Annotated in this window: 9 protein-coding genes; all 9 read right to left on the reverse strand. The window is 57.8% G+C overall.

Translation table 11 applies throughout. From position 1 onward, the window contains the following. Positions 1 to 15 precede the first annotated feature (15 nt). Positions 16 to 4464: a glutamate synthase large subunit gene (gene gltB / locus RGV06_RS12955; protein ID WP_322150152.1), complete on the reverse strand. Its 4449-nt coding sequence runs from the start codon at positions 4462 to 4464 to the stop codon at positions 16 to 18. A gap of 331 nt (positions 4465 to 4795) precedes the next feature. Next, positions 4796 to 6355, reverse strand: a complete 1560-nt coding sequence (locus RGV06_RS12960; protein ID WP_322150153.1) for an AAA family ATPase — start codon at positions 6353 to 6355, stop codon at positions 4796 to 4798. 10 nt (positions 6356 to 6365) lie between these two features. Next, positions 6366 to 7466, reverse strand: coding sequence for a 3-dehydroquinate synthase (gene aroB, locus RGV06_RS12965; RefSeq protein WP_046809123.1), 1101 nt, complete (start codon positions 7464 to 7466; stop codon positions 6366 to 6368). A gap of 147 nt (positions 7467 to 7613) precedes the next feature. After that, positions 7614 to 8132, reverse strand: coding sequence for a shikimate kinase AroK (gene aroK / locus RGV06_RS12970; RefSeq protein ID WP_037032209.1), 519 nt, complete (start codon positions 8130 to 8132; stop codon positions 7614 to 7616). Between the two features lie 4 nt (positions 8133 to 8136). Beyond that, entirely contained in the window at positions 8137 to 9486 is a 1350-nt protein-coding gene (locus RGV06_RS12975) for a type IV pilus secretin PilQ (RefSeq protein WP_046809122.1), read from the reverse strand. Positions 9487 to 9498: 12 nt separating this feature from the next. Then, positions 9499 to 10026, reverse strand: coding sequence for a pilus assembly protein PilP (locus RGV06_RS12980; protein ID WP_019825279.1), 528 nt, complete (start codon positions 10024 to 10026; stop codon positions 9499 to 9501). Next, on the reverse strand, positions 10023 to 10646 hold the full coding sequence (locus RGV06_RS12985; RefSeq protein WP_019825278.1) for a type 4a pilus biogenesis protein PilO: 624 nt from the start codon (positions 10644 to 10646) through the stop codon (positions 10023 to 10025). Before RGV06_RS12985 ends, RGV06_RS12980 begins: the two co-directional genes overlap by 4 nt. Further along, positions 10643 to 11209 (reverse strand): PilN domain-containing protein, encoded by a 567-nt coding sequence (locus RGV06_RS12990; RefSeq protein WP_019825276.1) that lies wholly within the window; start codon positions 11207 to 11209, stop codon positions 10643 to 10645. Before RGV06_RS12990 ends, RGV06_RS12985 begins: the two co-directional genes overlap by 4 nt. After that, the gene (pilM, locus tag RGV06_RS12995; protein ID WP_322150154.1) at positions 11209 to 12171 is read right to left on the reverse strand and encodes a type IV pilus biogenesis protein PilM; all 963 of its coding nucleotides are present in this window, start codon (positions 12169 to 12171) and stop codon (positions 11209 to 11211) included. The genes RGV06_RS12990 and pilM overlap by 1 nt, the downstream gene beginning before the upstream one ends. Positions 12172 to 12364: the final 193 nt, after the last annotated feature.

Raw genomic sequence — 12364 nt, forward strand, 5'->3', positions numbered from 1 at the left:
CTCTTCAGGCGCATATCACTGCGGGTTGGCACGGATGCTGGAAAGCAACGACTTCAAGCTGGCAGCCTTGGGCTTGACCATCCAGAAACGACGCAGGTAATCATCAAGGTTTTCCGAGAGGTTGCGACCCCACTCGCTATTGGTTTCCTCGACGTATTCGTCCAGCACGTGTTGCAGATGGTTGCGATATGCCTCCATCGCTTCGCCGCTGATCCGCTGGATTTCCACCAATTCGTGGTTAACCCGGTCGACGAAGGTGTTGTCCTGATCCAGCACGTAGGCGAAACCGCCTGTCATGCCCGAGCCGAAGTTGTAACCGGTTTTGCCCAGTACGCAGACGAAACCGCCCGTCATGTATTCGCAGCAGTGATCGCCTGTACCTTCAACCACGGTGTGAGCACCAGAGTTACGCACGGCGAAACGCTCGCCCGCCGTACCGGCCGCGAACAACTTGCCGCCGGTTGCCCCGTACAGGCAGGTGTTGCCGACAATGGCGCTGTCCTGAGTTTTGTAGATGCTGCCTACAGGCGGGACTATCACCAGCTTACCGCCGGTCATGCCTTTGCCCACGTAGTCGTTGGCATCGCCTTGCAGGTACATGTTCAAACCACCGGCGTTCCACACGCCAAAGCTCTGACCTGCAGTGCCTTTGAAGCGGAAGGTGATTGGTGCTTTGGCCATGCCCTGGTTGCCGTGGGCACGGGCAATTTCACCCGAGATACGCGCACCAATCGAACGGTCGCAGTTGCAGATGTCGAGGTCGAACTCGGCACCGCTCATGTCGTTGATGGCAGACGTGGCCAAGTCGACCATCTTCTCAGCCAGCAGGCCTTTGTCGAACGGCGGGTTGCGCTCTACCTGGCAGAACTGTGGTTTGTCCGCCGGGATGTGATCACTGCCCAACAGGGGCGTAAGGTCCAGGTTGTGCTGTTTGGCGGTCTCGCCCTGCAGGATGTCCAGCAGGTCGGTACGGCCGATCAGCTCTTCGAGGGTGCGCACGCCCAGTTTCGCCAGCCACTCGCGGGTTTCTTCAGCCACGTAGGTGAAGAAGTTGACGACCATGTCGACAGTGCCGATGTAGTGGTTTTTACGCAGCGATTCGTTTTGGGTCGCGACACCGGTGGCGCAGTTGTTGAGGTGGCAAATACGCAGGTATTTGCAACCCAGAGCGATCATCGGTGCAGTACCGAAGCCAAAGCTTTCAGCGCCCAGAATCGCTGCCTTGATCACGTCGAGGCCGGTTTTCAGGCCGCCGTCGGTTTGTACCCGCACTTTGCCGCGCAGGTCGTTACCGCGCAGGGTCTGGTGGGTTTCAGCCAGGCCCAGCTCCCACGGAGCGCCCGCGTACTTGATGGACGTCAGCGGTGATGCACCGGTGCCGCCGTCATAGCCGGAGATGGTGATCAGGTCGGCATAGGCCTTGGCCACGCCTGCGGCGATGGTGCCTACGCCCGCTTCAGCTACCAGTTTCACCGAGACCAGCGCTTTGGGATTGACTTGTTTCAAGTCAAAGATCAGTTGCGACAAGTCTTCGATGGAATAGATGTCATGGTGTGGCGGTGGCGAAATCAGGGTGACGCCGGGTACGGCATATCGCAGTTTGGCGATCAGGCCATTAACCTTGCCGCCCGGCAGTTGCCCGCCCTCACCCGGCTTGGCGCCTTGGGCAACTTTGATTTGCAGCACTTCGGCGTTGACCAGGTATTCCGGGGTCACACCGAAACGGCCAGTGGCCACTTGCTTGATTTTTGAACTTTTGATCGTGCCGTAACGCGCCGGGTCTTCGCCGCCTTCACCGGAGTTGGAGCGTGCGCCCAAACGGTTCATGGCTTCAGCCAGGGCTTCGTGGGCCTCTGGCGACAAGGCACCCAGCGAGATGCCGGCCGAGTCGAAACGCTTGAGGATCGAGTCCAGCGGTTCGATTTCGTCGATGGACAGTGGCGTGTCGAGGGTTTTTACCTGGAACAGGTCGCGGATCATCGACACTGGACGCTTGTCGACCAGGGCGGTGTATTCCTTGAACTTGCTGTAGTCGCCCTGTTGCACAGCGGCTTGCAGGGTGGCCACCACGTCCGGGTTATAGGCGTGGTATTCGCCGCCGTGCACGTACTTGAGCAGGCCCCCTTGCTGGATCGGCTTGCGCGCGCTCCAGGCTTCGGCCGCCAGCAGCTTTTGCTCGGCTTCAAGGTCAATGAAACGGGCGCCCTTGATGCGGCTTGGTACGCCACGGAAGCTCAGGTCGCAGATTTCTTCAGACAGGCCGATGGCCTCGAACAGCTGCGCACCACGGTACGAAGCAATGGTCGAGATGCCCATTTTCGACAAGATTTTGAGCAAGCCCTTGGTGATGCCTTTGCGGTAGTTCTTGAATACCTCATAGAGGTCGCCAAGGACTTCACCGGTACGAATCAAGTCACCCAAAACTTCGTAAGCCAGGAACGGATAGACCGCCGAGGCGCCGAAGCCGATCAGCACCGCAAAGTGATGCGGGTCACGGGCAGTAGCGGTTTCAACCAGGATGTTGCTGTCGCAGCGCAGGCCTTTTTCGGTCAAGCGGTGATGCACGGCACCCACAGCCAACGAGGCGTGAACCGGCAACTTGCCCGGTGCGATGTGACGGTCACTCAGAACGATCTGAGTACGGCCTGCACGTGCGGCTTCTTCGGCCTGATCGGCGATATTGCGTACAGCGGCTTCAAGGCCAACGCTCTCGTCGTAGTTGAGGTCGATGATCTGACGCTCAAAGCCCGGCAGGTCGAGGTTCATCAGCGAGCGCCATTTGGCAGGCGAGATCACGGGCGAACTGAGGATGACGCGCGAAGCGTGCTCCGGGGATTCCTGGAAGATGTTGCGCTCGGCACCGAGGCAGATTTCCAGGGACATGACGATGGCTTCACGCAGCGGATCGATCGGCGGGTTGGTAACCTGCGCGAACTGCTGGCGGAAGTAGTCGTATGGCGTGCGAACACGCTGGGACAGCACGGCCATTGGCGTGTCGTCACCCATCGAACCTACGGCTTCGTAGCCTTGTTCGCCCAATGGACGCAGCACCTGATCGCGCTCTTCGAACGTGACCTGATACATCTTCATGTATTGCTTGAGCTGATCAACGTCGTAAAACGCCGAACCGTGGTCATGGTCGTCGATGGTGGCCTGAATGCGCAGGGCATTCTTGCGCAGCCACTGTTTGTACGGGTGACGCGACTTCAAACGGTTGTCGATGGAGTCGGTGTCCAGTACCTGGCCGGTTTCGGTGTCCACGGCCAGGATCTGGCCAGGACCTACACGGCCTTTGGCGATCACGTCTTCAGGCTTGTAGTCCCACACGCCAATTTCAGAGGCGATGGTGATGTAGCCGTTGGTGGTGGTAACCCAGCGTGCCGGGCGCAGACCGTTACGGTCGAGCAGGCAGACCGCGTAGCGACCGTCAGTCATTACAACGCCGGCCGGGCCGTCCCACGGTTCCATGTGCATGGAGTTGTACTCATAGAACGCCCGCAGGTCGGGGTCCATGGTTTCAACGTTCTGCCACGCCGGTGGAATCAGCATGCGCACGCCACGGAACAGGTCGATGCCGCCGGTGACCATCAGTTCCAGCATGTTGTCCATGCTCGAGGAGTCAGAACCCACGCGGTTAACCAGTGGGCCGAGCTCATCGAGGTCGCCGATCAGGTCGTTGGCAAACTTGGTGCGACGGGCCTGGGCCCAGTTGCGGTTACCGGTGATGGTGTTGATCTCGCCGTTGTGGGCGAGAAAGCGGAATGGCTGAGCCAGCGGCCATTTCGGCAGGGTATTGGTGGAGAAACGCTGGTGAAACACGCAGATTGCGGTTTGCAGGCGCTCGTCGCTCAGGTCCGGATAAAAGGCGGTGAGATCCGCCGGCATCATCAGGCCTTTATAAATGATGGTCTTGTGGGAAAAGCTGCAGATGTAGTGGTCAGTGTCAGCTGCGTTGCTCACCGATGAGCGGCGACGGGCGCTGAACAGTTTGATCGCCATGTCCTGATCGCTCAGGTTGTCGCCTGCGATAAACACTTGCTCGATCTGCGGCAAACGTTCCAGTGCCAGGCGGCCCAGAACGCTGGTATCGATTGGCACCTTGCGCCAGCCCACCAATTGCAGACCCGCCGCGAGAATTTCGCGGTTCATGTTGTTGCGGGCCGCTTCGGCCTTGATCGGGTCCTGGTTGAAAAACACCATGCCGACGGCGTATTGCTTGGGCAAATCTGCGCCGAACTGTTCCTTGGCGGTTGCACGCAAGAACAGGTCAGGCTTTTGAATCAGCAGGCCACAACCGTCACCGGTCTTGCCGTCTGCGTTGATCCCACCGCGGTGGGTCATGCAGGTCAGGGCTTCAATGGCGGTTTGTAGAAGGGTATGACTAGGTTCGCCCTGCATATGGGCAATCAGGCCGAAACCACAGTTATCCTTGAATTCATCGGGGTGGTACAGACCTGCTTTCATAGACACTTTCTCACCAGGCTGCCCCAAAAAGGGGCAAATTTCTTTTAATTCAACCACTGCTCCCCGCGCTGAACGTACGCCAGCTTGGCAGGGGCAAAAGGGTGGTCATTCTACACACCGTCACAAAGACCCACAAATTTAGCGGCGATTAACCGTAAGTTCGTGTCGCATTTATGAAAGGTTTAAAGCGATTGCTCGTGCTAGTCAAAACATTTTTGATGTCGACTGCTGCGCGGCGCAGACACCACAAGGCATGCGGCTTGGAAAGCCCGCATACACAAGCAGGAATTTGATGTGCTAGAACGGCGACCTGGGTAAGGTCGCCGGATCATCAGCGAGCTGTAGCCAGCTCTTTTTGGACGCTGGCGACAGTGCGAGGCCAAGGTTTACCAGCCTGTGTCTTCGCTGGCAAGTTCTTGATTGCCGCAGTGGCTGCGGCATGGCTTGGGAAATTGCCATAGGTGACGACGTACAGCGGCTTGCCGTTCAAGGACTTCTTGAAATAACGGGCATCGCCGCCCAGTTCTTTAGCGACATTTTGCGCAGACGCTTCAGAGCTAGTGCCGACGATCTGCACCACATAGTTGTTGGCTGGCTGGCTGGAATACCAGCTGCCGCCCGGTGCAGCCTTCGCCACAGTGACAGGCTTCTCGGCCGGCTTGACCACTGGCTTGGCTGCCGGGGCCGGAGCAGGCTTGGCGACAGGAGCTGGTGCTGGCTTGGCCGTTGCCACGGTCGGTGCCGGTGTCGCCACTGGCGCCGGGCCTGAAGGCACGCCAACCGGTGGTGCAGTGGTGGTGACGGTGGGTGGCGAGGCAACACCACCGTCGACCGCAGGAACACCTCCATCGTCACCCTCAGAGATACCCCCGGCCTCTTCAGCCAACGGGCCGCGCATGACCGGCTGCGACTGCCCCACCAGCGGCAACGGCATAGGCTGCGAAGAGCCTGCGAAATCAACCGACGGCTGGGCACCGCCATTGGGAGCGGCCTGCCCCAGTTGTGTCTGTTCGGCACCCGGCGCGACAGGCGCCTTGCCACGACCCGGTATCAATACAGCAGCAGCTACAGCTACTACCACTACTGCACCAATGGCCAATACGTGTTTCTTCGGCATCTTGAACCCCATACTTGGACGCTTGACCGCTGAACGGCTGGCAATCATGGCTTCGATCATTGCATCGCGGGCGACCTGGTTAATCGTGCCAGGCCAGCCCTCGGAGCTCTCGTGTATATCTGAGATCTGCTGAGCGCTAAAGAGTTCGATTCCTGCCCCTGCACCTTCCAGGCGTTGGGCCAGATACTCACGGGTTTCATCGAGGGTATAGGGCTGCAACTCGATGACATGAAAACGTTCTTCATCACCGCTCAACTGTTCCAGCCCGGCGATCATCGACGGCTCACCGAACAGGAACACATGCGGACGGCCTTCGGGCACTCCCGCGGCCAGCGCCAGCAATGCTTCCATTGCCGACTCGTCCAACTGCTCGGCGTCATCAACCAACAAGTAGACTTCTTGCCCGGTCAGTGCCAATTGCACGACTTGCCCCAGAATGGAGCCCACATCGGGGCGTGCAACATTCAGGGTCTGTGCCACCTGGTGCAAAATGCCAGCTGCATCGCCAACACCCCGCGCCGACACCACGACACTCTGCACAGACTGCTTATTGGTGCTCGCGACCAGTGCCTGACGCAGCAAGGTCTTGCCGCTGCCTTCAGGCCCGGTGACCACCAGCAACAACTGGCTGTAACGGGCAAGGTGATGCAACTGCCCCAGCACCGGCTTGCGCTGGGCAGGGAAAAACTTGAAGCCCGGTACCCGCGGCGCAAAAGGGTCGTGGTTGAGCTGGAAGTGACCGAGGAACGCCTCGTCGGCATGCAAACTAGTCATCGGGATCTTATTAACCTTTAAGCTGAGCCAGTGCGCGGTAATCCGCACCCAGCGTGGCTTGGAGAACCTCTTGTGGGTAATCGTCAGTCACTGTCGCTTCGCCCAGGCGACGCAACAGCACCAGCCGCATGCGGCCGTCGATCACTTTTTTATCAACAGCCATGTGTTGCATGAAGTCGGCCGGTGTCATTTCGCTGGGCGGTACTACTGGCAAACCGGCACGCTGGAAAATTCGAATACCGCGGTCACGTTCTGCATCGCTGATCCAGCCCAAGCGGGCGGACATTTCCAGCGCCATCACGGTGCCTGCTGCTACCGCCTCGCCATGCAACCATACGCCGTAACCCATATGGGTTTCGATAGCATGACCAAAGGTATGACCGAGGTTAAGGGTGGCGCGTACGCCTGTTTCGCGCTCATCGGCCCCCACCACTTCAGCCTTGGCGGCGCACGAACGCTGAATTGCGGCGGTCAGGGCGACCTGATCCAGCGCACGCAAAGCGTCCATGTTGTCTTCGAGCCAGGTCAGGAACGGCTCATCGCAAATCAGGCCGTACTTGATGACTTCAGCCAGCCCCGCAGACAATTCACGGGCCGGGAGCGTATTGAGGGTCTGGGTATCGATCAGTACCAGGTTGGGCTGATAAAAAGCACCGATCATGTTCTTGCCCAGCGGGTGGTTGATACCGGTTTTGCCGCCCACCGACGAATCGACCTGAGACAGCAAGGTGGTCGGCACCTGGATGAAATCAACACCGCGCTGGTAGCAGGCTGCCGCAAAGCCTGCCATGTCACCCACCACGCCGCCGCCCAAAGCGATCACCGTGGTACGCCGATCGTGGCGAGCAGTGAGCAGGCCGCTGAAGATCAGTTGCAGGGTTTCCCAGTTTTTGAACGACTCGCCGTCGGGCAGGATAATCGGCACGACCGAGAACTGCGCAAGGCTGCGCGTCAGGCGCTCAAGATAGAGTGGCGCGACCGTTGCATTGGTCACAATGGCCACTTGGCGGCCGGCGATATGGGGGGCCAGCAACTGCGGCTGATCCAACAAACCTTCGCCAATATGAATCGGGTAGCTACGCTCGCCTAGATCAACCTTCAGTGTCTGCATGAATCCCCGCGTTGAAACAGGTCACCGACGACCTGCTTCGCAATTATCAAGTGATGGCCGCCCCTGTTCTGACGCGACCCAATAGCCTTTGCTGGCGCCGAGGATAGCGCATTTCGTACCGCACTTTAATGGTCTGGCACAGCGGCCCTACCGAGGAGCAAGCTGCGCCAGTCGCTCGAGAATATCCAGAACCACCATGCGAGGTGGCCGCTCATCGGTTTCGACCACCAGATCAGCGATTTCTCGATAAAGCGGATCGCGGATGGCCAGCAAGTCGCGCAGGATTTTTTCCGGGTTTGCATTGCGCAACAGAGGTCGATTGCGGTCACGTGAAGTACGAGCAACCTGCTGTTCGATAGAGGCATGCAAGTACACCACTCGCCCGCCATTGCGCAACGCCAGCCGGTTTTCGGGGCGCATGACGGCACCCCCACCGGTCGCCAGCACAATGCCATTTTCATGGCACAGCTCAACAATCATGGCTGTTTCACGATCGCGGAAGCCTGGTTCACCTTCTTTGTCGAAGATCCACGGGATATTGGCACCCGAGCGCACTTCAATTTCCTTATCGGAATCCTTGAACGGCAGGTGCAACTCTTTGGCCAGCAAACGTCCGATGGTGCTTTTTCCAGCCCCCATTGGCCCAACAAGAATCAAATTTCTCACAGAATCAATGACTCACAGCAATCGCCTGGTTGTTCATGATACGCGGAGTCAGGAACACCAGCAGTTCGGATTTTTTTTCCAGGACAACGTCTCTACGGAAAAGTCGGCCAACATACGGCAGATCTCCTAAAAATGGCACTTTATCTACTACTTTGCTTTGAGTATTTGAGAACACTCCCCCAATCACGATGGTTTCACCGTCCCTGACCAGCACCTTGGCCCTGACCTCATTCTTCTTGATGGGTGGCACATCCTGAACCCTGTTCATGTAGTCGGGCTCATCCTTGGTAACGACGACCTCCATAATGACGCTGTTGTCCGGGGTTATTTGCGGCGTCACTTCCAGGGACAACGAGGCCTCCTTGAACGATACCGATGTGGCCCCGCTTGAACTGGACTCTTGATAGGGAATTTCAGTGCCTTTGAGGATTTTGGCGGTTTCCTTGTCGGAGGTAACTACTTTGGGCTGAGAAATGATTTCGCCATTGCCGGTTTTTTCCATGGCCGTCAGTTCCAGGTCCAACAACACATTGTTGGTGATAAAGGCGATACCCAGCCCGGAGGTATTGCCTGAAACGCCGAGATCCACAAAGGGCGCACCCAGATTTCCGGGCGCGACCTCTGACCCGCCCGAGCGGGTAATGCCGCCCGCACTCCAGCGGCCTTCGTTGCGCAGCGTTCCACCCCAACGAACCCCCAGGCTTTTCTCGAAGTCCACGCCCGCCTCAACAATCCGGGCCTCGATCATGACCTGACGTACCGGAACATCCAGTTGAGCCACGAGGCGTCGCAACTCATCCAGCCGCTCTCCAGACTCAAAGGCGATGATGTTATTGGTGCGTTCGTCCACCGTGACAGTGCCCTGCCCGTCATTACCAGGTTGAGCACCGGTCACCGACTGGAACAATTTGGCAATATCTGCTGCCTTGGCGTAATTGACCTGCACCAATTCTCTGCGCAAAGGCGCAAGTCGGGCCAGTTGATTGCGGGCCTCAAGCTCTTGCCGCTCACCCGCTGCGATGTCGTCAGAGGGGGCGATCATCAGCACATTGCCCTCAAGGCGCTTGCCCAGACCCTTGCTCTTTAGCACCAGATCCAGCGCCTGATCCCAGGGTACGTCCTGCAGGTTGAGGGTAATGCTGCCTTGAACAGCGTCGCTGACCACCAGATTGAACCCCGTAAAATCTGCCAGTAGCTGAAGCACTGTGCGCACTTCAACCTCCTGAAAGTTAAGGGACATTGTGTCGCCGACATACGAGGGGTGGGTGTCTGCAGGCGTAGCAATCGCCAGCGTTGCCTGCGAATTCAGCGCACTCCATAGCGCCAGTACGCAGACCGGTGAAATCCTTTTCATGGTGTTTATCCGTTAAGACTGTTGCTTTAGAGGGATCGTCAGGGACCTTTCCAGCCAACCGCCCCGACCATCGGAAATCACTTCAAACACTTCAACCTGAGCCGTGCCTACAGAGACAATCTGGCCATTGTTGCGCCCCAGGTAATCACCTACTTTCAAGCGGTGAATAACGCCATTGGCCCGGAGCAAGACGTTGGTTTCCAGATCATTGGACAGCGTCCCGACCATCTCGAATTGCTCAAGGTCGAAGCCTTCCAGGAACTGCCGCACCCGGTCACCGTCAAGTTCATCACCGACAAGGCTGGCCTGCCAACCACCAGCCCCGCGCCCGGATACGGCTTGAAAAGGATTGCGCAACGTCAACGCGTCATACGTAAACACATGTGCAGCACTCATCTCGGGAAGCGGCTCAATGGCAGTGCCCGGGTGCGCCTGCGTGGCCTGCAAATACCGTTGCAGCTCCCCGGTGCTCTGCGGGTTATCGCACCCCGCCAGGCTCGCCAGCAATCCAGCACCAAACAGTCGATAACAAACACTCATGGGATCAGTCCTTGATCATGGGTGCGGTAGGTTCTGGCCAGCAGCGTCATGCGCAACTGACCGTCGCCTGTGCCGTTGAGCGGCGCAAGTGCGAAATCATGAAGAGTGACGATGCGTGGCAGGCTCGCCATGGCGCTGACGAAGAGCCCCAACTCGTGGTACCCACCCGCAAGGGTCATCTGCAAGGGCAATTCGGCATAGAACGGCTGGAGGACTTCGGGTAACCAGTGAATCTGCTCGATCGCCAGGCCATTGAGGTGGCCCAGTCGCGAAATTTCATCGAGCAAACCAGGCACTTGCGCCTGAGCAGGGAGTTGTTTGAGCAACACACTAAAGGCAGCTTCCAGCCCTTGCATTTGCTTCAAGTAGGCATCCAGGTTCGCAACCTGGGCAACCCGAGCTTCAAACTCGGTTTTTAGTTTGGTTTGAGCTTCATGCTGCTGTTGCAACCGGACAACCGAGGGCTGCAGCAGCAGCGGATACCCCAGTACAAACATCACCCCCAGCCACGCCAAAGCCACGGCGGTTTTGCGTTTTGGCGACCAGGTTCCCGGACTTCCGAAGTCCAGCTCCCGCAGGTCAAAGCTGCGCAGGCTCTGCAGCCATAGCGCAGCATTCATAACTGCCCCCCGGCAGGTGCATGCCGAGCTTCGCGCACCGTCATCTGAAATTGACGCTCTTGCCCCCCGGCATGGGCGGGATCTGCCTTGACGTCATTAAGTTCAGGCGTTTCCAGCCAGTGTGAAGCATCCAGATTTCGCATCAGCTGCGCGACGAGGTTATTGGACTGGGCAACCCCCGTGATGACGATGGTGCCCTCGGTCATTTTCACGTCGGTGAAATGTACGCCTTCGGGCAAACTGCGCGCCAACTGCTCCAAAATAATCCCGCTGCTCGATCGGCTGCTCTGCAGTGCCCCGATTGTTTGCATGCGCTCGAGCAATTGCTCGCGGCGCACTTTCAACTGATCGATTTGCTCCGCGCGACCGTCCAGCTGGAACGTGGCACTGCGGATCAAGTCATTGCGCTCCAGCTGCTGCTCGACCAGGTTGTCGATAAATTGGTCAGCAGCAAACAAACCCGCCGCCGTCCCCACCGACAGTACAGCCAGCACCATCAAAAACCGTTTGCCCCGCTTTTCACGCAACAACGCGCGCCAAGGCAAAAAATTGATTTTCGCCATCAATCAAACCCCCTCAAGGCCAGACCGCAGGCAGTCAATAATACTGGAGCATCGCAGAGCAAGGCTTCAGGTGCGAGCGCGGGCTCAAGGCTCATGGTCGAAAAGGGATTGGCGGTACGTGTCGGCGTACCGAGCCGGGTCTCAATACACTGCCTCAACCCAGGGGTCGTTGCCGCCTCGCCAGCGAGTATGATCATGGCGATAGTCTCTTCAATGCCGGACTGGGCAAGCAGCTCTAACTCGCGCTTCAGATGCCCGGATATCGTATTTTCGAACCCATGTTGCTCTGCAGCTTCCGGCTCAAGGCGCAACTCGCGGGAATAAATCACCTGCCCCTGGCACACCACGCTCAAAAAAGGTGCATGGGGTGCAAGGTCAAGCACCGCTACTGCATCTTGCAACGCAACGTTTGGGGCCATGGCCTCAACGCCACGTGCCAGGGCATGGGCCTGGACTGTGACCACTCGTGGAGTCAAACCGGCACTGGTCAAAACGCAACGATGCCACTCAAGTGCTTCTTGGCGACACGCCGCCACCTGTACGTTGATCCGTCCCGGATGGCTCGATGAAAAACCTTGAACTTCGAAATCCAGCGCCACGTCTTCAAGCGCATAAGGAATATGTTGCTCCGCCTCCAGCCGTACATGAAGTTCAAGCTCGATTTCATTCAAGCCCGCCTCGACCTCAAGGGTTTTGCAGATAACTTGCCCGTCGGGGATTCCGACAATGGCATTACTGGTCACAACGGCAGCTTTTTCCAGCGCTCTCTGGAGTGCTTGAACGACACTTTTGGACTCAGCGCCGGTCTGATGCCCCGTAAGCCCGGCTGGCAACGGTTCTATGGCATAGCCTTGAAGCATGAACTTGCCCCGGGAACGGCTCAGTTCGACGACTTTGATCGCTTGCTGGCTGATATCGACACCGATAAAACGATGGCGTGTTGTAGGAAGAAATCCGGGCACTTTTGTTTTCCCTAATGCAATCCGTCACTTACGGAGGGTAAAAAATGAGATCCGTTCAAAACCTGTTCTGACATGCGGCTCATGACGCCCATGAGCGAAAAATGCTTATAATGCCGGGCGTTTTTTTCCGTATCGTCGACCCGGCGCAGCTGCGCACTACCCTGACGTGCAAACCCATTTCTTAATCTGGAAA

Source organism: Pseudomonas sp. CCI3.1, assembly GCF_034313985.1.
Lineage (GTDB): Bacteria > Pseudomonadota > Gammaproteobacteria > Pseudomonadales > Pseudomonadaceae > Aquipseudomonas > Aquipseudomonas psychrophila.